We start from the raw sequence: 26,099 nt of genomic DNA, 5'->3' as shown, positions 1-26,099 counted from the left end.
ACCGGCCGGTGCCGGGGCGGCTTCGACCGCCCCGGCACCGCGCACCGCCCTCACGCGCCCGGGAGCAGCGACTCCCACGCGATCGCGGAATCAGGGTGACGCGACGTCAGCGCCGCACCGGCCGGGCCCGAGGGGTCCCCGTCGGGATCGGCCCACGTGCCGTCGCAGCCCAGCAGCTCCGCGACCGCGTCCAGCGTCCCCGGGTGTGCGAAGAGCAGAGCGGCGCCACGGCCCCCGGCGCCGGCCGCCCGTACCCCGCCGTCCGGCGCGTCCCCCTCCGGCGCCTCCCGCCACGGCGGCACCCACGTGTCCAGTGCCGCGAGCCGGGCCGGGAAGACGCGCCCCGCTTCCCGGATCAGCACCGGGGCCAGATCCGCGGCTCCGGCACGCAGGGTCGTGATCAGACTCGGCAGCCACGGCAGCAGAACCGGGTCCGGCAGCCGCCCGAACGCGTTGGACACGGCCTCCACCACCACGTCCGACAGCCCCGGCACCGGCACCAACGCGTGCACGAAGCCGCTCAGATAGCGCGGATAGGCGGGCACCACCAGCGGGTTGGCCAGCAACGCGCCGCAGCGCTCCCGCAGACCGGCCCGCGACAGGGCGCCGAGCTGCACCTGCGCCGCCCACAGGAGCGCGGTCCGCTCCGGGTCCGTGGGGCGGGACTGGGCGACGGCCAGCTCCAGCTGGGCCCGGTCGCAGCCCAGGGACAACGCGAGACCCTCCATGCTGAACAGGAAGCCCAGCATCGCCGCCACCTGTCCCACGGTCGCGTCCTCGTCGGTGAACGCGGTCGGCAGCAAGGTGCAGTAGTGCGCGTAGCCGGCCTTGACGAACGACTCCACCCACGGCGGCAGCACCGGCTCGGCGGTCCGGTAGTACGCCAGCAGCGCCCGCACCCGGCGCAGCACCTCCGGGGCTCCGTCCACCGTCCGCTCGGCGGCGAGGACCTCCAGGGCACGGGCGCCCAGCTCGTCGGCGAGCCGCCGGCCGCCGACATACAGCGTGGCGTCCTCGACGGCGGCGAGGACGCCCGCCGTCGTCGCCCGCGGCCCGTACGCATCGCGGCGCAGCCGCTGTTCGAGGACCTGCTCGATGCTCACGCCCTCGTACCCGAGCTCGATGAGTGCCCGCTGATGAGTGCCCAGCGCCAGGTCCCACGACTCCTGGAGCGACCGCTCGCCGAGCCGGCGCTCACCCATGATCGGCCGTGCCGCGCCGTGCGGCATCAGCCGGCGCAGCATCCACAGCACGTCCGAGCAGGCCGCCAGCTCCGGGCGGGAGTTCAGGTCCAGCAGGGCACGCCGCACTCCCCGCTGCTGGAGCTTCAGCTCCAGCGGGGCGAGCCGGTCGTGCACATCGCGGGCCAGCGGCGGCAGCGCGTCGTAACCGACCCGGCCGGTCCGGTCGCCGCCCATCATGATCTCGACGAGGCGCCGCACATCGCGCCGGCCCGGCACCGCGTCCTTCTCGATGCAGGTGACCGCCGCGTCCTGGAAGTCGTACGGGGTGGGTCTGGCCCGGTCCCGCATCCCGGCGAGCAGGATCGACGTCTCGAACACCGCGATGGCGTCGGCGGTCGACGCCTGATAGCCGCTGCGCCGTGCCGCGCGCACGATGTCGACCGACCAGCCCAGCAGTTCGGCCTCGTCCAGCGTGTCGAGGACCGGTGGCCGCCGCAGGAACCCGGAGAGCCGGTCGTCGGCCGCCTCCGGCGGGGGAGCGGCCACGGCGGGGGCGGCCTTCTTCGTCGCGCGGGGCTTCTTCGCGCCGTCCTGCCCGGCCAGCCGGTAGGGCTGTACCCGGGTGCGCTTGAGGTTCTTCGCCCACTGCGTCGCGGCGATCGACACCGATCCCGGGGCCAGCCCGAACTGCGCCTCGATCGCCGCGTGGCTGGACGGGATCAGCCCGTGCTGCCAGGTGGTGGCGGACCGGGGGGAGATGGTGAACGTTCCTCCGCCCGCCACCCCGAACTCCTCGACCCGGCTCGCCGCGTGGAAGGCGCCGCACACATACAGGCAGTCCTCCGGGTCCGCCTCCCCGGCCGCCAGATGCTCGCGGATCCGGGTCCACATGTACCGTTCACGGTCCTCGTCCACCCGGACCCGGTCCCCGTCGCCGGGGGCGAGCCGCCGGAACAGGCTGCCGACGAGGAACATCACCTGGCGGTAGGCCTCATGATCGCTGTCGCCGAGCGGCACCTCGACGTACTGGTGCCACCACTCCGACCAGTGCCGCACCTTGCCGTGGCGCAGCAGATGCTCCTCCAGCTCGGCGAAGCGGGGCCGCAGGTCGCCGATCCCCACGCCGACCGCCTCACCGTGCAGCTCGGCTTCGGGCTCCGGCCCCCCGTCCGCCGCGGCGGACGCCTCCTGCGAAGCGCGCTCGCCGTGGCGGCCGTCCCACTGGAAGACATGGTCCGAGGACCGGTCGACGAGGACCAGCTCGACACCGGGGGTGTCCAGCGCGTACGCGATGGCCTGGTACTCGGCGGACGCCTCGGTGACCGGGGCGACGACCGACAGCGGCGCCCACTCGGCGGGGAACCCGTCGACGTCGCTCGCGAAGGCCTGGACCGCCACCGGAAGGCGGCAGTTGCGCAGCTCGCCCAGGAGCGGCGCCATGTCCTCGCACAGCTCCAGATACACGACCTTGGGCTGCTTCTCGCGCAGTCGGCGGGCCATGGCGAGCGCGGAGGCGGGTGAGTGATGACAGACCGGGAAGATCTCCAGCGGCTCGCGCACCGCCCGGTCCACGTCGTCGACCATGCCGAGGAGGATGCCCTCCAGGGCGCCGGGACCGTCGGCGAAGGCGGTCGCGGCCTCGTGCAACTGCTCGCGCAGCGCCGCGAAGGACGCCTGCCCGGCGCTGGTCGACGCGGGGGCGGACCCGTTGGCGGAAGGTGCCCGGCCGGGCGCGTTCTGAGGAGACCCGGTCATGACAGCGTGGCGATCGTGTCGCGGCCGCCGTCCAGGAACTCCGGCCAGGAGCCGCCCTCCTGCTTGCTGCGCGGCTCGACGACACCGTGCAGGTACTTGTTGAAGATGGCCAGGTCCTCGGGGTCGCGCCGGGCGAGGGAGCCGACGAGCGAGGAGGCGAGGGTCCGGGCGGTCAGCGTGCGCTCGCCGAAGAAGTTGCTGTGCAGGACGGCGTCCTCCAGCACACCGATCTGCTCCGCCGTCGACAGCGAGGACTCCAGCTTCTCGTCGTCGCTGCCCGCGGCCACGGCCGAGGCCCGCAGATCGGCGAAGCTCTGGAGCAGGACGTCCAGGAGCGTCGGCGGCACGTCCAGGTCGATCGCGTGCCGCCGCAGCAGTTCCTCGGTGCGGAAGCGGACGATCTCCGCCTCGCTCTTCTTGTTCGTCACGACCGGGATGCGCACGAAGTTGAAGCGGCGCTTCAGCGCGGACGACAGGTCGTTCACACCCCGGTCGCGGCTGTTGGCGGTCGCGATGATCGAGAAGCCGGGCTTGGCGAAGACGATGTTGTCGCCCGTGTCCGTGCCGTCGCCCTGCAACTCGGGGACCGAGATGTACTTCTCCGAGAGGATCGAGATCAGCGCGTCCTGGACGTCGCTGGTGGAACGGGTCAGTTCCTCGAAGCGGCCGATGGCACCCGTCTCCATCGCGGTCATGATCGGCGACGGGATCATCGACTCACGCGACTGCCCCTTGGCGATGACCATGGACACGTTCCATGCGTACTTGATGTGGTCCTCGGTGGTGCCGGCCGTGCCCTGCACCACCAGCGTGGAGTTGCGGGAGATCGCGGCGGACAGCAGCTCGGCCAGCCAGCTCTTCCCGGTGCCGGGGTCCCCTATCAGGAGCAGGCCCCGGTCGGAGGCGAGGGTGACGATCGAGCGTTCCACGAAGCTCCGGTCGCCGAACCACTTCTGTGGGATCTCCCGGTCCAGGCCGTCGGCGCGTTCGGAGCCCAGGACGAACAGCCGGACCATCTTCGGGGAGAGCCGCCAGGAGAACGGCTTGGGGCTGTCGTCGATCGACTCCAGCCAGTCGAGCTCCTCGGCGTACTTGGTCTCGGCGGGGGCACGCAACACGTCGGACATCGGAAGGCCTTTCTGAACGGGCGAGAAAAGTGTGAGAAGAAGAGAGGGACACGGCGGGGGGAGCGCACGCGATGACGGGCGGCGGTCACACCCCGCAGGGCCTCAGGTGAGGAACGTCTTGAGTTCGTGCACGAGCTTGTTGATGTGCCCGGAGACCACGGGTGTGCCCAGGGCCTTGAACCGCTCCCGGAACCACGGGTTGACCTCCTGCCGCCCGGAGCTGGTCACCGAGCCGACGGGGATGAACTTCACCCCGGAGCGGTGCACGGCCTCGATGCCTTCGAACAGCGGCTGGGAGCGGTCGAACTCGTAGAAGTCCGAGATCCACACCATGACGGTGTTCTTGGGCTCGGCTATCTTCGGGCGCGCCATCGCCATCGCGACGGGGCCGTCGTTCCCCCCGCCGAGATTCGTGCGCAGCAGCACGTCGAACGGGTCGTGCACCCACGGCGTCAGGTCGATCGAGCGGGTGTCGTAGGCGATGAGATGGACGTCCACCTTCGGCAGCCCGGCGAAGATGGAGGCGAGAATCGTGCAGTTCACCATCGAGTCGACCATCGAGCCGGACTGGTCCACCACGACGATCAACCGCTGCGGCGCCGTCCTGCGCACGGTGTGCCGGTAGTAGAGGCGGTCCACATACAGCCGCTGCTCCTCCGGACTCCAGTTGGTGAGGTTCTTCCAGACGGTGCGGTCCAGGTCGAGGTTGCGGAAGACGCGCTTGGGCGGCACCGAACGGTCCAGCTCGCCCACGGTGGCCTTGTCCACCTGGGTACGCAGCACCTCGGCCACCTCGTCGACGTACCGGCGGATGAGTGACTTCGCGTTGGCCAGGGCCACACCCGACAGATTTCCCTTGTCCCGCAGCAACTGCTCGATCAGCGACATGCTGGGCATCAGCCGCGCGGCCAGCGCCGGATCGGCCAGCACCTCCCGCAACCGCATGCGCCCCACGAGGTCCGCCTCGATCGCCGCCAGCTCCGGCCCGAGACTGCCGCCGTCCAGGCCCGCGCCTCCGGTGCGCCCGCCGCGAAGCTCGCCCGGCGGACAGCCCAGCGCACGCTCCAGCCACCCGGCGTCGGACTGCCAGCGCGCCAACTGCTCGGCGCTCACCGCGCTCGAACCGGTCGCGAAGACATTGAGCAGCACCTTCGACACCAGCGCGGCACGCCGCACCTCCGCCGCCCGGTCACGGGATCCGTCCGTGGCATCCTCCGGCGTCATCAGCCCGTCGAACTCGGCTGCCAGCTCCGGATGGCGCTGCACGAGCGAGTCGAGCGACGCTCCGGGATCCAGCAGCGCGGACGGCAGACCGATGTCCTCGACCACCCCCAGGCTCGCCGACTCCAGGGCGGGCTGCTCCTCACCGTCGAGGAGACGGGCCAGGAGCCGCCAGTACAGCACCTGACGGCGGTTCTCGTACGGGTCGGGCGCGGCCGGGGACGGTCCGGCGACGGGGCCGGGCGACTGCCCGGTGAGGTCCTCGGTCATGTCCGCAACAGCCTTCCGGCGCGTTCGCGCAGCACGGCGACGGCATCGGTGGCGGCCTTCTCCGCCCGGACACCTGCCTTGTCGGTGGTGCCGCCCGCCCACGCCCCGGCGTGCACGGCGACGGCCTTCTTCCGGACGGTCGTCTCGACCGCGAGCGGCTGGAGGAGGAACTCCCCGGCATCCCAGCGCAGCAGCCCGACACAGGCGTGGGAGGCGGCGACCGCCTCGGGCGTCAGCGGACCGGCGGCGGGCATCCGGTCGGTGTCCACGGCCAGGAGCTGCCCGGCGAGATCGAACGTGAGGCGGCCCTCCTCGCTGTGCGTGGCATACCCCTCCAGCAGCACCGGCACGGCGATCCGCACGGGATGCCGGTCCAGCGGAGCGACACGAGCCGCCGTCGCGGCGGACAACCTGACCCGCGCCGTGGCGAAGGGATCGGCCGGCTCACCCGCACGGGCCCGCTCGTCGTCCCAGAGCAGATCCCCTTCGGCGGTCACCGGCATGGCGTCCAGCTCCATCGAGCGTCCTTCGCTCACCGCGGCGAGCAACGACATCCGCGGACGCAGCAGTTGCCACAGCCCCGCCCCGACGACCGTGTCGGGCTTCGGCGCCGACACGCCGGCACGTACCAGACGGGGCGCGCTCCCGTCCGCCGGCTCGAACACGGCGTGGACCTGGGCCTGCACCGCCGTCGCATGCTCCTGCACATCGACGCCGAGCGGCAGCAGCCGACCGGTCACCGAGCCGCAGGACCGCTCCCCGGCCGAGCCCGGCACCGTCAACAGCAGGGCACGCGACCACAGATCGGCCAAGCGGCGCACCGGAACGCGCTCCAGTGTCGCCCCCGGGCAGGACGCGGCGAGCTCGGCGGCGAACCCGTCGAGCAGCGTCGCCCGGCGGCGCATCCCCGGATCGGGGAGCATCGCGGAGACCACCGGGGCGGCCCCGGCGACGAGCTCGTGGTCGATGCCCCGCCAGCCGCTGCGCGCGAGGTCGCACAGCCAACTGCGCGCCGCCGCCAGGAGGTTCACCCCGGTCTCCGGTCCGGCGACGGGCGCGGCGGGCTCCTCCTCGCAGGCGGGCCTGCTCACAGCCTCGTCGATGCGCAGCGCCAGCGCGTCGTACACGGAGCCCAGCAGCGCGCTGCGGGCGGCGGCGAGCGCCACGAAGTGGTCCTCCCCGGCGGCCCCGGCCCCCGCACGGTCGGCCGCCTCCGCCACCCGGGTGGCCAACGGCGTCCCGGCGACGGCCCCGGCGAGCCCGGCAACCGCGGCCGCCTGCGCGGCACCTGGCCGCAGCAGACCGGCCACCAGCGCCTCGTCGAACGCGTCCACGGCGGCGAGCACCTCGTCGAGCCCCTCGACCGGATCGGCCAGCAGATCGCCGCGCATCAGGCCACCGCCCGCGTCGGCGGGAACCACTGCATCTCGGGCAACGGCGCGGTGACCGGAGCCAGTTCGAGATAGGTGAGGTGCCGCAGGAACCGGCTGAACACCTGGGCGGCCGCCGAGGAGTCGTCCTTCACCGGCCGCGTCGCGGTCATGGCGGCGGTGAGCGACTGCGCGTCAGGCTCCCCGTCCGGGCGCTCCACCGCGAGATAGCGGGCCACGCGCCCGGCGCCGTACTGCAGCACCGCCTCGGCGACGAGCGCCTGGATGTGCTTGCAGAACATGCCGCGCGCACCGCCGCAGGGCCGGTTGTTGTTGGTGCTGCACGCGAACGCGTACGTCCGCGCCGCCACCGACGACACGTACACCCGCCCGATGTCCGAGCCGCTGGAGACGACCCCCTGCAACCGCCCGTCGGCCAGTTCGACGAACGGCACCTTGGCCAGCTTCCGCGGGCGCGCGGGCGCCATCACCCGCGCGGTACTCGACTGCTCCCAGACCGACAACGCGTCAACTCCCATGCATGCGAAAGGGGACGTCCACGCCTTCTCGGCGGGACATCAACGAACCTAGTCCCGACCACTGACATTGATGCTGATCCTCAGGTCTCGGTGGTCGTGACGTGGCCACCGGCCGACGCGACGCCGTCGATCGTCCCCGGGCCGATGGTGCGGGTGAGGAGGTGCAGGGGCGCCGGGCGGATGCCCGCCGCCCCGGCCGCCTCCCAGTACGCCAGCCCGGTCGCCGCGTCGACCGGACCGTGGACGAGTGGCACGGCCGCGCCCGAGGCGTGGAGCAGCGACTCCAGGCGGCACGACGCGATGCCGTCCGCCACCATCGGCTGCGCCAGGTATCCGGCCACCGCGGCGGCCGGCAGCCCCGCGGCCACCTGCCGCTCGGCGGACCCGGCACTCAGCAGCCCGCCGCCGACGACCAGGACGTCCTTCGCCCGTTCCATCCGCCCGAGGGCGCGTGACGTGTCGAAGCAGTGCGGGAACGAGTCGTCGACCACCGTCGTGCCCGGGGCGAGCGCGTCGACGTCCAGGAGCGTGCCGCCCCCGCTGACCGCCGCGACGATCAGACGTGCCCCGTACACGGCGTCGGGCAGCCCCTGGTCCGTCCCGAGCACCTCCACGGCCTCGGCGAGGCCGCGTTCCAGAAGGCTGTCGGCCAGTTCCTTCAGGCGCGGCCCGCTGCCCGCTACGTCACAGAGCAGCAGCCTGGCGGGCGGCTCCTCGGCCAGGGTGAGCAGCAGCTCCAGCGAGGAGGAGCCGATCGAGCCGAGCCCCACGAACGCGACGGTCAGGGAGCCCAGCCGCTGCCGCGTCGCGTCGAGCGCGGCGTGCACGGTCCTGACGACGGACACGACGGTCGCCGCGTGCCCGGTGGTGACGGCAGGGGCGGAGCCCGTCGTCCCGACGGCGCGCAGGACGTCGAAGCCGTAGCCGGTGAGCGACGGGATCATTCCGGCCAGGGACACGGCCCGCGCCCCCAGGGACGAGGCGAGCTCCACCCCGCGCGTGGTGTGCCCGAGCAGGGCGTCGCCGGGAGCGAGTTCGTCCGCGAAGAGCGGGACGCACACGAAGCCCGAACGGCCCAGCGGGGTACACAGCGTCTCCAGGAGCCGCGGCCGTCCGTCGGGGAACAGCAGGGTCCGCAGTTCCTCGCGCGGCAACGCCGCCTCCGGCAGACCGGCCAGCCGGGCCAGGTCGTCCGGGGACGGCAGATAGCCGACGAGCGCGGCGTCCACCGGCTCGTCCCGGCCGGTGGGGTCCGGCTCGGCGAGCCGGCCGGGACGACCCGACCGGTCGAGCCCGTGCACACCCTTGCCGTCAGGGATCCCGGGCACGGCCGAGTCCGCCGCGTGCGCCAGAGTGTCGCGTACCGCGTCCGCGAACACGGCCAGCGCCTCGGGGGTGAACGCCGTGGCCGCCGCGCGGACGGTGACCCGCAGCCGCCCGCCCTCCGGACCGGCGGACAGGAACACGTCCGTACCGGTCGGAGGCGGCGTGTACACGCTGTCGCCGTCCTCCCGGGTGACCGTCAGGGCCTCGCCGCCCAGCGGGCCCAGAGCGGTGAAGTCCAGATAAGTGAAGAAGAACTGCGAGGCCAGGGGCAGCCCGTTGGGCAGCGCAGGCACGGCCCCCTCGTACGTCCGAGCCTCGGCGGACTCAGCGGCCAGGCGCCGCAGATCGTCCTCGAACCCCGCGGTCTCCCTCCGCCCCGACGCCGGACCCGCGGGCCGGAGCGGAACGGCCGTGGCGAAGGGGCCGAACACCCGGTGCGCGTCCGGCAGGCCGTCGTCCCGGCCGCTCACCGCGAGACCGAGCACCAGATCCGTCCGCCCGGTGGTGGCCGCGAGCGCCCGGTAGTAGGCGGTGAGCACAGGGGCGTGGAGGGTGGATCCGTGACGCGTGGCCAGCTCGCGCAGTGCTCGGGTGTGCTCGGCGCCGACCGTGAACCCGTGCGTGTGGAAGAGCGGGTTCGCCGCGGCGTCCGGCGGAGCGGAGGTGTCCGGGCCGGGGGAGAGCACGGGCGGCCGGTAGGGAGCGCTCAGCCGGGCCCGCCGGTCCTCGCCGGCCGGGGCACCGGGCTCCGCCGCGGCGGCCGCCGTACGTTCCGCGAGGCGGACGGCGTGGTCGCGGAAGGTGCTGAGCGGGGGCGCCGGAGCCGCCGCGTCACCCCGGGACAGGGCGTCGTACGCGCTCATCAGCTCCCTTACCAGAAGCGCGGCGCTGTAGCCGTCGCCGATGATGTGGTGGGCGTGTGCCACCAGGAGGTGTTCGTCGGGTGCGACGGTGAGCACCCGCAGGCGCAGCAGAGGCCAGGCCCAGGTTTCGAAACGGCGTGCCCGCTCGGAGGCGACCCGTTCCTCCACCTGCACCGGGTCGCTGAGGGTCTCGAAGTCGACCGGCAGGCGCAGCGAGGGCGGCAGCTCCTGCTGGACGGCCGGGCGAGCTCCGGCGGGGAAGACGGTGCGCAGCATCGGGTGGCGTCCGACGAGCGTGTCCACGGCACTCTGGAACCGGGCGGTGTCGAGGCGGCCGCGCAAGCGGAACCGGGTGAGCCAGGACGAGGTGGTACCCGGTGCGATGGCTTCGGCCAGCAGGAATCCCCGTTGGGTGGGGGTGAGAGGGAAGGACGGAGGCGCCCCGGTGCCGACGGCGGTGTCAGCGGAGGCCTCCACCGTGCTGTCGGTGGCGGTGTGAGCGGAGGTCTCCTCGGTGTTGTCGGGGGCTTCGTCGGTCGCCGCGTCCACGGCCGATGCCAGGGCCGCGAGCGTGCGGTCGCGGTAGACGACGGTCGGCCGGGGAAGCGGCCCCCCGCCCCGCTTCTCCAGCCGGGCGAACACCTCCAGCACGAGCAGCGAGTCACCGCCCAGGGCGAAGAAGTCGTCCTCGCGGCACACGTCGTCGGTCTGGAGCAGCGCGGCCCAGATGGCGGCGAGGCGGATCTCGGTCGGTGTCCGGGGCGCGGTACGGGTGGTCGCCGTGGGGGAGGGTGAACGGGGTGGGGTCTCCCCGAGGGCCGGCAGCGCACGGCGGTCGATTTTGCCCGTGCCCGTGAGCGGCATCGTCCCGACACGGGTGATCCGGTGCGGAATCATGTAGGCGGGCAGGGACTGCGCCAGGTGACGCCGCAGTTCCGCGGCATCGTCCCCGGACGGGACGGACGCTCCTGGCCCGGGCGTCACGAAGGCGGTGAGGCGCCCGTCCTGAGCTAGCACGACGGCGTGAGCGACGTCGGGATGCGTCTGGAGCACCGCCTCGATCTCGCCCGGCTCGACCCGGTTGCCCCGGATCTTCACCTGGTCGTCCAGCCGCCCGAGGAACTCCAGAGTGCCGTCCTCGGAGCACCGCACCCGGTCGCCGCTGCGGTACCAGCGCCGTCCGCGCCGCACAGTGAACGCGGCCTCGGTGAGGTCCGGTTCGCCGAGGTACCCCGGGGTGAGACCGGTTCCGGCGATGAGGAGCTCACCGGCATCGCCGGGCCGCGCCGCCTCCCCGTCGGGACCGACGACCTCCACCTCCGTACCCGACACCGGTCGCCCGATGGGCAGTCGCCGCACATGGTCGCCGGGCCGCTCGCTGATGATGTGGCAGCTCGTGTTGATCGTGGCCTCGGTGGGGCCGTACAGGTTGGCGATGCGCCGGCCGTCGCCGAAGAGGTCGAACCAGCGGCGTACGTGCGCGGGTGACAGGGCCTCGCCGCCGACATGGACCCACCGGAGGGCGGACAGGTCCGGCAGGGGTTCGCCCCGGCTCACCCGTGCCTCGGCGGCGCTGAGAAGCTGTTCCCAGAGCGTGGGTACGGAGCTCCAGACGGTGATGCGGTGGCGCTCGACGTGGGTCAGCAGCCGGTCGGGGTCGCGCAACAGGTCCCGGTCGACCGTGACCACGGTGGCGCCGACCAGCAGCGGGGCGAGGAGCTGGCGGACCGAGGCGTCGAAACAGGGCGACGCGGTCTGGGCGAGCCGGTCGTGCGCGTCGTAGCCGAAGGTGTCGATCGCCCAGCCGAGGTAGTTCTCCATGGACCGGTGGGTGATGGGCACGGCCTTGGGCCGTCCGGTGGAACCGGAGGTGAAGATCACGTACGCGATGCCGTCGGCGTCGGTGTGGGCCACGGCGCCGGGCCCGGCTGCCTCGCCCGGGTACCGCACGGAGTTCCGCGAGAGCGGCGGCGGTACGTCGACGGGCACCAGGGTCACGTCGCCGAGCGCTTCCCCCGCCGCGCGGGTCGCGGTGTGACAGAGCACCGTACGGGCCCCGGAGCGCGTGAGCTGGTCGGCCAGGCGCGCGGTCGGGTGCCCGGCGTCCAGCGGAACCCAGCCCGCACCGGCGCGCAGGGCCGCGACGACGGCGACGACGGTGTCCGCGCCCGGTTCGGTGAGCAGCCCGACGAGGCTGCCCGGGGTGACGCCGTGGGCGAGCAGGGAGCCTGCGAGAGCCTGCGAGGCACGGTCGAGTTCGCCGTACGTCAAGGTGGCGGCGCCGGTGTCGACGGCGACCGCGTCCGGGGTGGCGCGGAATCGCTCGACGAGCCGGCGCACGAGCGTGGCGGACCCGGTGGCCGCGAGGGGCGTGGCGGACCCGGAGGCAGGGAGGGGCGTGGCGGACCCGGAGGCCGGGAGGGGCGTGGCGGCGGTGGCCGTGAGGGCTGCCGCGGCCAACTCGTCGTGGAAGTCACGGTCCAGGCGGGCCACCGTCTCCGGGGCGAAGAGCCGGACGGGGAAGTTCCACGAGAAGCGCAGGACGGTCTCGTCCTGCCAGCACAGCAGGCTCAGCCGGGTCGCGGCGGTGGCGGTGCCCGCGGCGGTCGGCCGCACGCTCACCGGACACCGCTCGTCGAGTGCGGCGGGGAAGCGAGAGAAGCTGAAGCCGGCCGGGCCGGCCGTCCGCGGGCCGGGCGCGGCCGGGTCCGCCGGCAGCAGCCGGGCCAGGTCCAGGCCGGTGAGGCCGGCATGCCGCTCGCTCTCCAGCCAGATCCGGGCCAGTCGCCCGGCCAGGGCCCCGACCGGCTCGTCCGGGTCCGTCGAGCACAGCAGGGGGAGGGTGTCGGCGAGCGGCCCCACGAGCCGGTCCAGGCCCGTCGTCCGGCCGTCTCGACGGGCACGGGCGACGTTCACCGCGATCTCCCGCTGCCCGCTCCACCGGGCCAGACAGCGCACCTGCACGGCGAGCAGCAGATGGAACAGGCTCACTTCCGCATCGGCGGCCCGCTTCTCCAGCGCGGCGCTCAGCGCCGGATCGAGACTGCTCTGATGCGTGGTCAGGGGAGCCGAGGGAAGGGCCCGTGGATCACCGTCGTACGGCAGGCGCAGCGGCTCGCCGCGGGATGCCAGCCGGTCCGCCCAGTACCGCCGGTCGGCGGCGAGCACTTCCCCGCCGTCCGTGGAGGACCGCTCGTCGGCGGCAGCGGTCGCGTACCGCGCGAAGTCGGTGCCGAGCGGGGGCAGCGCCGGTGTCTCTCCGTGGGCGAAGGCGGTGTAGAGCGACCAGAGTTCCCCGGCGAGGACGTTGAGGCTGTATCCGTCACCGGCCGTGTGGTGGATGACCAGCACCAGATGGGACAGCTCCGCGCTCTCCCGGGCGAGGACCGCCCGCACGGGAGGCTCGGCGGAGAGATCGAACGGCCGGTTGCACAGGGCCGTTTCGAGCTCCTCGATACGACCGGGCGCCTCGTGGACCTCGTACCAGGTGGACAGGTCGGACGGCGGGGCGACGTACTGCACCGGTGACGCGGACCCCGTGCCGCCCCCGGCGTCGGTGATGCGGATCCGCAGCATGGTGTGCCGGTCGGCGAGTGCACGGAGCGCCCGGCCCAGGAGCCGGCTGTCCAGCGGACCCCGGACGGTCTGGCGCACGTAGCCGTGCGCCGGGACCTCCGGGTGGAGCCGGCTGCCGGTGTGCAGGGCCAGCTGGACCGGGGTGAGCGGGAACGGGGCCCCCTCCGGAACGGGGGCCGGTGTACGGGGGAGGGTGGGGGAGGCGAGGGCCGGTGTGCTGTCCAGGTGCGCGGCCAGTTCCGCGACGGTCCGGTACTCGAAGAACAGCGTGGCGGGCAGGGCCGTGCCCCGTTCCCGTTCGAGCTGCCTGACGAGGTCGACGGCGGCGAGCGAGTCGAGGCCGAGAGCGAGGAACGGTTCGTCGTCCGGAACCTCGGAGGCAGGCAGCCGCAGCGCCGAGGCGAGCAGGCGGCGGAGCAGCGCTCGGGTGCCGGTGCCCTCGCCGGGCCTCCGCGCCGAGGCCGCCGATCCTGATGCCGATGCCGATGCCGATGCCGGCCCTGATGCCGTTCGCGCGCCTTCGACCGCCGGGGCCGGGGGCTCCGGGGACGGCGGGCCCGCAGGCGGCGCAGACGGTGTCGGATCGGCGAACAGCAGCTGCGCCGCGTCGACGCCGCATGCCGCGCGGAGCGCCGCCGACGCGGCAGCGAGGGCAACGGGCCGTCCTCCGGCGCTCCGTACGGTGGGGGAGCCGGCTCCCGTCCCGGTGCCGAGCACCGCCGCCATGCCCGTACCGTCCAGGGCGGCGAGATTCACGGACTGCCAGGGCCTGCCCGCGTGCCGTTCCGACGCGGCGAACGCGTCGAGGAAGGCGTTGGCCCCGGCGTAGTCGCCCAGCGCGCCCGCCAGCCCGGGGAGCACGGCGCTCACGGAGGAGAGGGCGACGCGGACCGCCGGGTCGAGCCCGTGCCGGCGCAGGGCCAGCGAGAGCAGCAGGGTGCCCCGGGTCTTGGCGGCCAGCGCGTGCGCCGTCTCCTCCGGGAGCCTGTTCCGCAGGGTGCCCGGGCGTACGACCCCCGCCGCGTGGAAGAGGGCGTCCAGGCGGGGCAGCCCGGCCAGGAGCGCGTCGACATCCCGCTCCGCCGAGACGTCGGCCACGCGGTAGTGGACGGTGGCGCCCAGCCTACGGAGTTCGTCGGCCAGCCCCTCGGGAAGCGCGGGGGAGCGCCCGGTGAGGACGAGGGTGGGCCGGCCGCGGCCCGCGAGGTCACGGGCGAGAGCGGCGCCGACCCCGCCGCCGCCCCCGGTGATGAGGAAGGTGCCGTCGGCCGGCAGCGGAGACCGGGCCGGCCCGCCCGGTGCCGGGGCGTCGGCCGCCGTCGGCACGAAACGGCGGGTGAGCCGTCGTCCCGCACGCCAGGCGACGACGGTCGTGCTGCCCGGGACACCACCGGACTCCAGCTCGGCCAGCACGGCCGCCAGACGCTGGGACGGGGTGTCCAGCGAGCAGAGGTCGAGGGCGGTGGCCGCGGCACGCGGAGTCTCCTGCGGCAGCGCCAGCAGAAATCCGCCGAGAACGGCATGGGCGGGCCGTGGCCTTTCCCGCACGGTGCCCGTGGCATGCACGTCCTCGGTCACCACCAGGAGCCGGTGCGCGCGCGTCTCGTCGAACCGTGCGAGGGCCTCGTCGAAGGCCGCGGACACGGCATCGTGGGCCCGGCCGAGGTCCTCGCCGGTGTCCTGGGCGGGAGCAGGCCCGGCCACCAGGACCACGGCATCGGGAGGCCCGTCGTCATCCGCTGCGTGGCGACGTACGCCCGCGGTCGACAGGTGCGAGGCGAGCCGGTCGACGGACGCGGGGTCGGGTCCGGTCAGCAGCACCGAGCGCACGGAGCCCGCCGTCTCCGCCGCCTTCGCGGGCAGGGGGTCGTCCTCCCACCGGACCCGATGCAGGAGCGGACCTGCGGGCGGCCCGGCCCAGTGGCGGCGGCGCTGGAAGGGGTAGGTGGGCAGGGGGACGCGGTGGTGGCCCGCGTCGAGCGCGGTCCGCTCCAGCGGCGCGCCGAGCGACCAGAGCCGTCCGACGGTCGCCAGAAGATCTCCGCGCCCGCCGTGCCGGTCATCGGGCGTGGGCGCCTCATCCGCCCGCCCGGCGGAACGCCCGGGCAGGGCACTCATCACCGTGATGGCCGCGCCCGGCTCACCGGGCGCGTACGTCCTTGTCGCCGCCCGGACCGCGTCCGACAGCACCGGGCCGTGCCCGATCTCGACGAAGGTGTCGTATCCCTCTCTGGCCAGGCGCTCCACGGCCGGCCCGAACAGCACCGGGCGCTCGGCGTGGTCGCGCAGGTACCGCGCATCGAGAACCGGCTGCCAGGCGGCGGTGACCGTGCTCATGAGAGGGACGGACGGGATGCGCGGAGCCAACGCGCGGGCCGCGTCGGCGAGCCGGTCGGCCACCGGCCGCATCAGCGGTGAGTGGAAGGCTCGCGAGACCCGCAGACGGCGCGTGGGGACGCCCCGGGCGTCGAGGGCGAGTGCGGCGTGCTCAATGCCGGAGACCGTCCCGGACAGGACCTGGAGTCCGGGGCCGTTGTACGCGGCCACGGTGAGGGTCCCGCCGGAGTCCGCCACCGCCGCCGCGACAGCCTCCTCACCCCCGCGAACGGCGAGCATGGCGCCGGGATCGGTGAACGCCCCCATGAGACGCCCGCGTTCGGCCGCGAACCCCACCGCCTCCCGGAGCGTCAGCATCCCGCTGACACAGGCGGCGGTGATTTCCCCGACGCTGTGCCCGGCGACCGCGTCCGGCTCCGCACCCCAGGTACGGAGCTGGCGCGCCAGCGCCACCCCGGAGGCGACGAGGAGCGGCTGGGCCACCTCCGTCACGGCCTGCGCGGCCGGATCCACCTCCGGGTCCAGCCCCCAGTCCAGCAGGGTCCGCCCGAGGACCGGGCCGAGGAGCGCGGACGCCTCGTCGAACGTGTCCCGGAACACCGGCGCAGTCCGGTACAGCGCCCGGTCCCGGCCCGGGGCCTGGGCGCCCTGCCCGGGAAACAGGAAGGCGACGCGCGGGCGGGAACGGACGACGTGCGCGGCGGGCACACCGGTCGCGCCCCTCAAAGCGGGTCCGCCCGCTCCGCCGGCCCCGGCACCACTAACCGTCCCGCTCTCTCCCGCGCCCCCGGCCGCTCCGCCGGTCCCGGCGGCGAAGGCGGCGAGACGCTCCCGCAGATCACCGTCGGCGACGAGGGCGAGCCGGTGGGGCCCTTCGTCCCAGGCCGTACTCGCGGTCCGGCAGACGTCGCCCTCGCGCAGTCGCGGACGGCCTTCCAGATGCGCCGCGAGCCTTTCCGCCGCGTCCCGGAGCGCACCCGCACTCCGTGCGGACAGGGTCAGCAGATGAGGCCCGTCGGCGGTGACTTCACGCACGGCACCCGGCGACGACGCGGCAGATCCGGCTGACGTCGGCGGGAGCGGGGCCTCTTCGAGAACGGCATGGGCGTTGGTGCCACCGAAGCCGAACGCGTTGATCCCCGCGACGAGAGGCCCGGCGGACGTCCAGTCCCGAGCCGCGGAGACCACGGCGAAGCCCGCAGAGGCCAGGCCCGGCGCGGGCGGGGCGTGGTGCAGCGACGGCGGCAGGCGACGGTGGCCCAGAGCCAGCACGACCTTCACCAGCGCGGGCAGCGCGGCGGCGTTCAGCAGATGCCCGATGTTCGTCTTCACCGAGCCCAGCAACCGCGGCTCGCCGTCCGGCCGTACGGGAAACGCGTGGGCCAGCGACCGCAGCTCGATCGGATCGCCCACGGCCGTACCCGTGCCATGGGCCTCCACATAGCTCACCGAAGCGGGATCGACGCCCGCCGCCTCGTACGCCCGGGTGATGACCTCGCGCTGCCGCAGCGGATTGGGCGCCATCAGGCTCATCGACCGGCCGTCGTTGTTGACGGCCGTCCCCCGGACCACCGCGAGCACCTCGTCGTCCGCGAGCCGGGCCGCGTCGAGACGGGTGAGGACGATCGCCGCCCCGCCCTCGCCGGGGACGAAGCCGTCCGCGTCGGCGCTGAAGGCACGGCTGCGCCCGGTGGGGGACAGGGCCTGCGCCGCTTCCAGGAGCCGGTGCGGGGTCGAGGTCAGATGGAGGTTGACCCCGCCGACCACGGCGAGGTCGCACTCGCCGTCCAGCAGGCTGCGCCGGGCCAGATGCAGGGCGACCAGCCCCGACGAGCAGGCGGTGTCCACCGCGAGCGCGGGACCGTCGAGGTCGAGGCTCTGCGCGACCCGGGCGGCTGTCAGGGCGGGCAGACTGCCGGTGAGCACGGTGGGCAGCGGAGCGCCGTCGTCCGAGGCCCGGTCCAGGATCTCGCGGTAGCCGCTGTCGCCCACCGACGCGAACACGCCGACCCGGCGACCGCGCCGCCGGGGTCCCGCGTATCCGGCGCGTTCGAGTGCCTCGTGCGCGAGTTCCAGGAAGAGACGCGCCTGCGGGTCGATCGCGCGCGCCTCCTCCTCGCCGATGCCGAAGTGATCCGCGTCGAAGGCGGCCGGGTCCTTCAGGAGCCCCGCCCAGCGCTGCCGGGGAGCGGCCCGGTGGTCGCGGACGTCGTCGTCCCAGCGACCGTACGGTACGGGGGTGATGGCGTCGTGCCCGTCGATGAGGAGGTCCCAGAAGTCCTCGGGGGTGTCGGCGCCGGGGAACCGGCACGCCATCCCGATGACGGCGGCGACGGCGTCCCCGCCTCCTGCGGTCCTGTCGGCCCCGGCCCCGGCCCCGGGCGCCGGGAGGCCGGGCACCACGGTCAGAAGGTGACCGGCGAGCGCAGCCACCGTGCCGTGGTCGCGGATGACCGCCGGCGGGAGCGTCACCCCGAAGGCGTCCTCCAGTGCTACCAGGACCTCCATCGCCTTGAGCGACGTCCCCCCGAGACTCCCGAACGGCTCCTGCACACCGATCGAATCGGCGGGCCGCTCCAGCACCCGCGCCCACACCTCCCGGACGGCCTCGACGGTCCGGCCCCGCGCCCGGGGCGCCTCCGCCGACGGCACTGCGGCCGGGGGCACGTCCGTGCCGGGAGCCGAGGCCGGAGCACCGCCGCCGCCCGCCGCCCGCTCGCCCGTCGCGAACGCGTCAGCCCCGAACCCACCGGCCTCGAAACGCTCCCGCAGCCGTCGCCGCTGCAGCTTGCCGCTGGTCGTACGGGGAAACCCCGCGGGCGGCAGGGCCAGCACCCGCACATCGTCGTGCAGCAGCGCCTCCCGCACCCGGGCCGCGACGCGTTCGAGCACCTCCGCCGCGTGGCGCGGGGGCCGCGCCCAGGGGACGAAGACCATGACGCGCTCCGCACCGGTGACCGGGTCGGTCGAACCGACCACCGCCGGGGCCCCGGGAGGCAGCCCGGGTGTCGCCGCCGCGACCTCCTCCAGGTCCGTCGCGTGGAAGGTGCGGCCGTTGAGGAACAGGATGTCCTTGTGCCGGCCCGTGACGCACAGCCGGCCCTCCCGCAGGAACCCGAGGTCACCGGTGCGCAGCCACCCGTCCGTGAACGTCTGCGCGCTCACGCCGGGAAGACCGTGGTAGCCACGGGCCAGTTGAGGACCGCGCACCATGATGTGCCCGACCCGCCGCTCCCCGAGGACGCCGCCGTTGTCATCGACGATGCGCACGGCGCATCCGGCCACCGGCCGGCCGACGTCCATCAACTCGACGGCCTCCAGACCCTGTTCGGTGTCCACGGCCACGCCTTCGCTCAGCGACGCCCGGTCCAGGACCAGTGGCTCGGCCACTTCCCCCGCCGGCGGGAAGGTCACCGCGAGCGTTGCCTCCGCCAGGCCGTAGACGGGCTGGGCCGCCGCCGGATCCAGCCCCGCGGGTCGCGTCCTGTCGGTGAACGCACGCCACACCGCGGGTGCGATCGGCTCCGCCCCGACCAGGAGCAGCCGCACGGCCGAGAGGTCCAGCCGGGCCAGGACGTCCGCGGGAACGCGCCGTACGGCGAGCGCCAGGGCGAAGTTGGCCGCCGAGAGGACCGTGGCCCGGTGCCGGGCCGCGACCTCGAACCACAGGCGGGGCCGCTTCGCGAACGACAGCGGACCGATCTTGACCTGCCGGGCCCGGGCGGCCAGCGGAGCGAGATGCGTACCGATGAGCCCCATGTCGTGGAAGTACGGCATCCAGCTGACCACCACGTCGTCGGCGCTCAGCGCCGATGCGGCCCGTATCTGCTCCAGATTGGCCAGCACCGCACGATGCGTCACCTCCACCCCCTTGGGTGCACCGGTGCTTCCCGAGGAGAACTGCAGGAACGCCACGTCGTCGCAGCCGCCGGGTACGGGTTCCCGCAGCAACGGCCCCGCGCGCAGGGCGTCGAGGTTCAGGGCGCGTGCACCGTCGGGAAGCTCACCGACCAGCGTCGCGGTCGAGGCGTCCACCACGAGGGGCGGCCGGCCCAGGTGCTCCCAGACCGGCAGGACCCGCCGGGTGTCGGCGGCCAGCGGAACGGGAACGAGACCGGCCGCCACCGCGCCCCAGAACATCGGCTGGAAGTCCTCGCTGCGATCGGCGAGCAACGGCACACAGGTCCCGGGCGCGACGCCCGCCTCCCGGAGGCCGCCGGCCACCCGCAGGGACTCGTCCAGCAGCCCGCTGAGCGTGACCGTCAGCTCGCTTCCGTCGCCACGGACGTGCACGACGGTCTGCCCGGGGGCCTCACGGACCGCGTCCAGCAGTACATCCAGCAGTGTCATGGGGTGCTCCACCGGCCGATCGATCCGTTCCGCGCGATTTCTCCGAAGTTCCCGGATGTTCTCCGAAGAATGATCTTAAAAACGCGCGGGCCCGGGGGAATCAACCGCCGGGAGGAGGCGGTGTGCACCCTGGGAGTGACACGGCGGGGGAGTCCGGCCGCGGACGCACCCGGGACCGGCCCCGGCGACGTCGCCCGCTCGACGGACAGCACGAAGAGCCCTGCCCGGCCGGTCGGTACCGGCCGGGCAGGGCACACTTCGGTGCGTGCTCGCCTACGCCTCCTTCGGCGCCGCCTGCTGCACGACCTCGAAGGACCACACCGTGGACCCGCTCGCCGCAGGCTTGGGGCGCTCGCCGCCGGAGGCGTCGCCGCCCTGGTGGGCCGACTTCATCGGACCCTCCATCCACGCCTGGAAGGAGGCCTCGTCACGCCAGCGCGTGTAGACGAGGTAGTCGTCCGTGCCCTCGAAGGGCCTGAGCAGTTCGAACCACTCGAATCCGTCGGAGCTCTCCACGGCATGGGCGCGGGACGCGAAGCGCTTCTCCAGCGTCTCGCGCTGTTCCTGGGGGACGGTCAGCACATTGATCTTGACTACGCTCATGGCACCATCCTGCCGCACGAGGTCCGGGCCCCGTCGCTCCAGGGGGAGGGAAGCGTCCGTGTGGGTCTCCCGTCCCCCTCCCGGCGGCGGAGGAGAGTTCCACCGTGACACGCAGCCGCAGCCGCAGCCGCAGCCGCAGCCGGTGCGTGGCGGGAGCGCGAGGGCCCCGTCGTGGGCGCGGGCGCGGAAGAACCCGGGGCGGTCGGCACCGTACGCGGCGGCACGGCACCCGGGTCACCGCGACGATCGCGGCTCCCGCACACGGTGATGGCGCACCTCCCGCCTCCTGCGCCCGTCCGCGGGGACAGCCCCGGCGGCGCCGTCTCGCCTCCCGCTGTCCGCTGCCCTCCCGGCGGCCGGGGCGGCGGACGCGCTAGGCTGCTGAACCGCCACGGGGGAAGTCCGGTCGAAGTCCGGCGCTGACCCGCAACGGTAGGCGGACCCCCGGTCCGTGAGCCCGATCACCCGCGGCACAGAACGCTCCTGACCATTCGCCGTGGACTGCGAAAAGGGCGCTGCGCGGGACGGCCGCCGTCCGGTGACGCTCCTCCTTGCGCGACGCACGGCCCGAGGCGAAAGCGACCCGCCCGTGGCCACGTCCCTCGACCGCATACCCGCCAGGCCGCCACGCCCCGCGCGCGCCGGCTCCGGACCGCCCCCGCCACGGCGCGTCCCCCTGCCGCTGCTCCTGACCGGCCTGGGCCTCGCCCTTCCCCTCTCGCTCGTCTGCGGGGCGGCACTCGGGGCGTCCGGGCTCTCCTGGGCCGAGGTGACGCGCTACCTGTGGGCAGGGCTGACCGGCGGAGCCATCGGCTCCCACGAGGTCCCGGCCTACACCATCGTCTGGGAACTCCGCCTGCCGCGAGCGGTTCTGGCCGCTGTGGTGGGCGCCGGCCTGTCGGCCATCGGCGTCGCCGTCCAGGCCATGGTGCGCAACGCGCTCGCCGACCCGTTCGTGCTCGGCATCTCCTCGGGCGCCGCGGTCGGCGCCAACGCCGTACTCATCTTCGGGGCCCTGGGCGCGCTGGGCATCTGGGCCCTGTCCACGGCGGCGTTCGGCTCCGCGCTCCTCGCCATGCTGCTCGTGTACGCGGTCGCCCGGACCGAACGCGGTCTCACCCCGCTCCGGCTCGTGCTGACGGGGACCGCGATGTACTACGGCTTCTCGGCCGTTACCACGTTCATGGTGTTCGCGGCCGAGCGCGGCGAGGCGGCCCGCTCCGCGATGATGTGGCTGCTCGGCAGCCTGAGCGGGGCCAACTGGGCCGCGGTGCCGATCGCCGCCGGGGCGGTGCTCCTCGGCCTCGCGCACCTCGGCTGGTCGGCGCGGCGGCTGAACGCCCTCGCCATGGGTGACGAGACCGCCGCCGCGCTCGGCGTCGATCCCGGGAGACTGCGCAAGGAGCTCTTCCTCGTCTCCGCGGCGGTCACCGGGGCGGTCGTCGCGGTCAGCGGCGCCATCGGCTTCGTCGGTTTGATGGTTCCGCACGCCACCCGGATGCTGGTCGGCGCTGACCACCGGAGGCTCCTGGCCGCCGCACCCCTCGTGGGAGCCGTCCTGATGGTCTGGGTCGACATCCTCTCGCGTGTGGTGCTCGCCCCGGCCGAACTGCCGGTGGGTGTCCTCACCGCGGTCATCGGCGTTCCCTGCTTCCTCCTTCTCATGCGCCGGCGCGCCTATTCCTTCGGGGGCATCTGATGCGGATCGACATCGACGCGCTCACCGTCGAGACCGCCGGCGCGCGCCTGGTGGACCAGGTCACCCTGGCCGCGGCCGACGGGCAGTTCGTCGGTCTGGTCGGCCCCAACGGCAGCGGGAAGTCCAGCTTGTTGCGCTGCGTCTACCGCGCGCTCCGCCCGTCCGCCGGCGCGGTCAGGATCGGCGGTGAGGATCTTCACGCCCTCACCACCCGGGAGGGTGCCCGACGTCTGGCCGCACTTCCGCAGGACGCGGTCGCCGATTTCGACTTCACCGTCGCCGAGATCGTCGCCATGGGCCGTCTGCCGCACCAGGGGCCGATGGCCCGGACGACCGACGAGGACCGCCGCCGCTGTGACGAGGCGCTGGAAGGAGTCGGGGCGGGACACCTCGCCGGACGCGGCTTCCTCAGCCTCTCCGGCGGCGAGCGGCAGCGCGTCCTGATCGCCCGCGCGCTCGCCCAGCAGCCCCGCGTCCTGGTGCTGGACGAGCCCACCAACCACCTCGACATCGCCCATCAGTTGGAAGTCCTCGCCCTCGTCGGCGGCAGCGGCCTGACCGTGCTGACCGCCCTGCACGACCTGAACCTCGCCGCGCTGCACTGCGACGTCGTCCACGTCATCGACGGCGGCCGGATCGTCGCCTCCGGACCGCCGCACGACGTCCTGACCACCGAACTGCTGGCCGACGTCTTCGGCGTGCGGGCACACCGCGTCACGCACCCCGAGACCGGCGCGCTGCAACTGCTCTTCGATCTCCACCCGGCCCGTTCCGCCTCCTGAAGGAGTCCCGCACCCATGCTCCACCCCCTGCGCCCCGCGGCCCTCGTCCTCGCCGCTGCCCTGGCCCTCACCGGCTGCGGAGCCGACGTCACGCCGGAGGCCGACGGCAAGGACAGCGCCGCACAGGCCGACCGCCACTACCCGGTGACCGTGGAGAACTGCGGTGAGAAGAAGCGCTACGACAAGGCCCCGCAGCGCGTCGTCACCAACGACGTCGGCATCACCGAGATCATGTTCGCCCTCGGGCTCGAGGACCACATGGCCGGATACGTCATGCCCGACGACAAGGGCGACATGACGTCGGTCCCCTGGAAGGACGGCTACCAGAAGACCAAGTGGCTCTCCAAGGAGCGCATCAACAAGGAACTGGTCCTCGATGCCCGGGCCGACCTGGTCTTCGCCGGCTGGAACTACGGATTCAACGAGGGCGAGGGCTTCACCCCCGCCGCACTGCGGCGCGTCGGCGTCGACTCCTACCTGCTCAGCGAGTCGTGCCGCAACGGGCGGGGCAAGGCCCGCGGCGTCATGCCCCCGCTCGAAGCGCTCTACACCGACCTGCGGAACCTCGGGAAGATCTTCGACATCGAGGAGCGGGCGAACGCCCTCGTCACCTCCTTCCGGAAGGAGGTCGCCGACGCGCGGTCCCGGGCGGCCACGGGCGACGACCGCCTGCGCGTCTTCCTGTACGACGACGGGAAGGACAAGCCGTTCACCTCGGGCGCGTACGCCGGACCGCACGACATCATCACCAAGGCCGGCGGCGACCACATCATGAAGGACCTCAAGGACAGCTGGACCACGGTGGGCTGGGAGACGGTCGTCGACCGCGATCCCGAGGTCATCGTCATCAACAACTACGGTGAAACCGGCGCCGACGAGAAGCGGAAGTTCCTGAAGTCCTACGAGCCGCTCGCCGGGGTTTCGGCGATCAAGAACGACCGGATCGTCGTCCTCGACTACGTGGACCTCGTGGAGAGCCCGCGCAATCCGGCGGCCATCAGCGCCCTCGCGAAGGACCTGAGGGCGTTCGCGCGGTAGCGGTCATCGCGCGCGTACAGGGGGGAGCACCGCGTACGCACGCAGGGCGGGCCCGGCGCCGGAGATGCTCGCCGGTGCCGGGCCCGCCGTGCTCCCCCGCGGGTCAGCCGTTGAACGTGTCCGGGTCGGGCCCGGTGCGCTCGTCACGGTTGAGGGCGGCGATCTCGCCGATGTCGCCCTCGCTGAGCTCGAAGTCGAAGACCGCGATGTTGTCCTGGATGCGCTTGAGCGTCACGGACTTGGGGAAGACGATGTCCCCGCGCTGCAGATGCCAGCGCAGCACCACCTGCGCGGGTGTCCGGCCCACCCGCTCGGCGATCCGCGTGATCGCCGGGTCGGAGAGCACCTTGCCCTGGGCGATGGGCGACCACGCCTCCGTGGCGATGTCGTGCTCCGCCCCGAAGGCCCGCAGGGGCTCCTGGGTGAGGTACGGGTGCACCTCGATCTGGTTGACGGCGGGCACCACCGTGCTGCTGTCCAGCAGCCTGCGCAGATGGTTCTCCTGGAAGTTGGAGACCCCGATCGCCTTGGCCCGCCCGGACCGGTAGATCTCCTCCAGGGTCTTCCACGTCTCCACGTAGTCGCCCGGACCACCGGGCAGGGGCCAGTGGATGAGGAAGAGGTCCAGGTAGTCGAAGCCCAGCTCCTCCAGGGAACGGTCGAACGCCCGGAGCGCCTCGTCGGGTGCGTGCGCGCCGTTGTCGAGCTTGCTCGTGACGAAGACGTCGGCACGGTCGAGCCCGGATTCCCGGACCGCCTGGCCGACCTCCTTCTCGTTTCCGTACATCTGCGCCGTGTCGATGTGCCGGTAGCCGGCGTCCAGAGCGGCGACGGTGGTCTCGCAGGTCTCGTCCGGCGGGATCTGAAAGGTCCCGAAGCCGAGCTGGGGGATCGTCACACCGTTGTTGAGGGGGACGGACGGTACTGAAGGCACGGTTGCTCCTTGCTCTGTCGACGGCCTCGGAAGGCGGTGTGAGGGACGTAAGGGACGAGGCGGACAGCCGCCCCACAGTGGCGTACCCGACTCCCTGGGCGGAAAACTGCCCAAAAGCATCTATATCGGTAATACTCCGTGCGCGCAGAGTGGCGGAGGCGTGCCTGCCGCGCCGCTACGCCGTGAGGCGCGCCTGCCGCGTCGCTACGCGGTGCCCGCCGGGGCGTCGGCGGGGACGGGGATGCCCAGCCGGCCCGCCGCAGCGGTGAGGGCCGACCCCAGCGGAACGGCGACGCGGGTCACCGCGTGCCGGTCGCCCCTGGTGGCATCCCGGTTGACGATCAGCACCGGCGTGCCGGCGGCGGCGGCCTGGCGGACGAAGCGGAGCCCCGACATCACGGTCAGCGACGAGCCCAGGACCAGCAGGGTGCGCGCCTCGCGGACCAGTGCGCGGCAGTGCTCGACCCGCTGCGGGGGAACCGCCTCGCCGAAGAACACCACGTCCGGCTTGAGGACGCCCCCGCACACGGCGCAGGGCGCCACCCGGAAGTCTCCGACCTGTTCGTCGGTGAGGTCCGCGTCGCCGTCCGGGTTCATCGAGGAGGCCACCGGCGCGAAACCCTCGTTGGCCGCCTCCAGCCGGTGTGCGAGCTCGCGGCGCGGGCTGAAGGCGCCGCAGGACAGGCAGACGACCCGGTCCAGGCGTCCGTGCAGGTCCACGGTGTCCTCACTGCCGGCCGCCTGGTGCAGCCCGTCGACGTTCTGCGTGATCACGCCGGAGAGCAGGCCCTGCCGCCCGAACGCGGCCACGGCGCGGTGCCCGGCGTTGGGCCGGGCGCGGCCGAACGTACGCCAGCCGAGATGGCTGCGGGCCCAGTAGCGGCGACGGGCCCCGGCGTCGGCCGTGAAGTCCTGGTAGGTCATGGGCGTGTGACGGCTCAGGCTCCCGCCCTCGCCCCGGTAGTCCGGGATGCCCGACTCGGTGGAGATGCCCGCCCCGCTCAGGATCAGGACACCGCCACCGCGCAGCGCCTCGGCGACCGGCTCCAGGTCCGTCGTGCCCGGCGGCAGCTCCTCGGAGGAGGTCCAGCTCAGGGTGGGGCGCATGCGCATGTCCTCCAGGGT

12 protein-coding genes and 1 riboswitch are annotated in these 26,099 nt (G+C 73.6%); of the genes, 3 read left to right on the top strand and 9 right to left on the bottom strand.

Annotated elements, in window-relative coordinates; translation table 11 throughout:
- Window positions 1–50 precede the first annotated feature (50 nt).
- The 7 genes from KME66_RS00705 to KME66_RS00675 form a co-directional block, all read right to left on the bottom strand.
- A complete protein-coding gene (locus KME66_RS00705) occupies window positions 51–2,939 on the bottom strand; it encodes a DUF5682 family protein (protein ID WP_253208190.1) in 2,889 nt (962 codons plus the stop codon).
- The gene (locus KME66_RS00700; protein ID WP_216317830.1) at window positions 2,936–4,066 is read right to left on the bottom strand and encodes an AAA family ATPase; all 1,131 of its coding nucleotides are present in this window, start codon (window positions 4,064–4,066) and stop codon (window positions 2,936–2,938) included. Before KME66_RS00700 ends, KME66_RS00705 begins: the two co-directional genes overlap by 4 nt.
- A gap of 102 nt (window positions 4,067–4,168) precedes the next feature.
- Window positions 4,169–5,557, bottom strand: coding sequence for a VWA domain-containing protein (locus KME66_RS00695; protein WP_216317828.1), 1,389 nt, complete (start codon window positions 5,555–5,557; stop codon window positions 4,169–4,171).
- A complete protein-coding gene (locus tag KME66_RS00690; protein WP_216317826.1) occupies window positions 5,554–6,978 on the bottom strand; it encodes a hypothetical protein in 1,425 nt (474 codons plus the stop codon). Before KME66_RS00690 ends, KME66_RS00695 begins: the two co-directional genes overlap by 4 nt.
- On the bottom strand, window positions 6,948–7,466 hold the full coding sequence (locus tag KME66_RS00685) for a hypothetical protein (RefSeq protein ID WP_073224210.1): 519 nt from the start codon (window positions 7,464–7,466) through the stop codon (window positions 6,948–6,950). The genes KME66_RS00690 and KME66_RS00685 overlap by 31 nt, the downstream gene beginning before the upstream one ends.
- A gap of 80 nt (window positions 7,467–7,546) precedes the next feature.
- The gene (locus tag KME66_RS00680) at window positions 7,547–19,918 is read right to left on the bottom strand and encodes a non-ribosomal peptide synthetase/type I polyketide synthase (RefSeq protein ID WP_253208189.1); all 12,372 of its coding nucleotides are present in this window, start codon (window positions 19,916–19,918) and stop codon (window positions 7,547–7,549) included.
- A gap of 273 nt (window positions 19,919–20,191) precedes the next feature.
- On the bottom strand, window positions 20,192–20,521 hold the full coding sequence (locus KME66_RS00675; RefSeq protein ID WP_216317823.1) for an antibiotic biosynthesis monooxygenase: 330 nt from the start codon (window positions 20,519–20,521) through the stop codon (window positions 20,192–20,194).
- 394 nt (window positions 20,522–20,915) lie between these two features.
- Window positions 20,916–20,988, top strand: a riboswitch (cobalamin riboswitch).
- Between the two features lie 122 nt (window positions 20,989–21,110).
- Here KME66_RS00675 and KME66_RS00670 point away from each other — a divergent pair.
- Genes KME66_RS00670 through KME66_RS00660 form a run of 3 tightly spaced genes read left to right on the top strand, consistent with a single transcriptional unit; the run spans window position 21,111 to window position 24,040 of the window.
- Window positions 21,111–22,220, top strand: coding sequence for an iron ABC transporter permease (locus tag KME66_RS00670; RefSeq protein ID WP_216317821.1), 1,110 nt, complete (start codon window positions 21,111–21,113; stop codon window positions 22,218–22,220).
- A complete protein-coding gene (locus KME66_RS00665; RefSeq protein ID WP_216317820.1) occupies window positions 22,220–23,002 on the top strand; it encodes an ABC transporter ATP-binding protein in 783 nt (260 codons plus the stop codon). Before KME66_RS00670 ends, KME66_RS00665 begins: the two co-directional genes overlap by 1 nt.
- 15 nt (window positions 23,003–23,017) lie before the next feature.
- Window positions 23,018–24,040 carry an ABC transporter substrate-binding protein gene (locus KME66_RS00660; RefSeq protein WP_216317818.1) on the top strand — a complete coding sequence of 341 codons (1,023 nt, stop codon included), beginning with the start codon at window positions 23,018–23,020 and terminating at the stop codon, window positions 24,038–24,040.
- A 103-nt stretch (window positions 24,041–24,143) separates the two neighbouring features.
- Here KME66_RS00660 and KME66_RS00655 read toward each other — a convergent pair whose 3' ends face one another.
- The gene (locus tag KME66_RS00655) at window positions 24,144–24,974 is read right to left on the bottom strand and encodes an aldo/keto reductase (RefSeq protein ID WP_216317816.1); all 831 of its coding nucleotides are present in this window, start codon (window positions 24,972–24,974) and stop codon (window positions 24,144–24,146) included.
- A 204-nt stretch (window positions 24,975–25,178) separates the two neighbouring features.
- Complete coding sequence (locus KME66_RS00650) at window positions 25,179–26,087, bottom strand: NAD-dependent protein deacetylase (RefSeq protein WP_216317814.1); 909 nt, start codon at window positions 26,085–26,087, stop codon at window positions 25,179–25,181.
- Window positions 26,088–26,099: the final 12 nt, after the last annotated feature.

The sequence above is a fragment of the Streptomyces sp. YPW6 genome (assembly GCF_018866325.1).
Lineage (GTDB): Bacteria > Actinomycetota > Actinomycetes > Streptomycetales > Streptomycetaceae > Streptomyces.
Note: the sequence above shows the minus strand (reverse complement) of the source record. Positions and strands in the feature narration are given on the sequence as shown.

What these genes read in the sequence shown, in the direction of transcription:
- KME66_RS00685 (WP_073224210.1), bottom strand. Translation starts at nt 7,466, where the DNA reads ATGGGAGTTGACGCGTTGTCGGTCTGGGAGCAGTCGAGTACCGCGCGG.
- KME66_RS00660 (WP_216317818.1), top strand. Translation starts at nt 23,018, where the DNA reads ATGCTCCACCCCCTGCGCCCCGCGGCCCTCGTCCTCGCCGCTGCCCTG.
- KME66_RS00675 (WP_216317823.1), bottom strand. Translation starts at nt 20,521, where the DNA reads ATGAGCGTAGTCAAGATCAATGTGCTGACCGTCCCCCAGGAACAGCGC.
- KME66_RS00695 (WP_216317828.1), bottom strand. Translation starts at nt 5,557, where the DNA reads ATGACCGAGGACCTCACCGGGCAGTCGCCCGGCCCCGTCGCCGGACCG.
- KME66_RS00700 (WP_216317830.1), bottom strand. Translation starts at nt 4,066, where the DNA reads ATGTCCGACGTGTTGCGTGCCCCCGCCGAGACCAAGTACGCCGAGGAG.
- KME66_RS00650 (WP_216317814.1), bottom strand. Translation starts at nt 26,087, where the DNA reads ATGCGCATGCGCCCCACCCTGAGCTGGACCTCCTCCGAGGAGCTGCCG.
- KME66_RS00705 (WP_253208190.1), bottom strand. Translation starts at nt 2,939, where the DNA reads ATGACCGGGTCTCCTCAGAACGCGCCCGGCCGGGCACCTTCCGCCAAC.
- KME66_RS00665 (WP_216317820.1), top strand. Translation starts at nt 22,220, where the DNA reads ATGCGGATCGACATCGACGCGCTCACCGTCGAGACCGCCGGCGCGCGC.
- KME66_RS00680 (WP_253208189.1), bottom strand. Translation starts at nt 19,918, where the DNA reads ATGACACTGCTGGATGTACTGCTGGACGCGGTCCGTGAGGCCCCCGGG.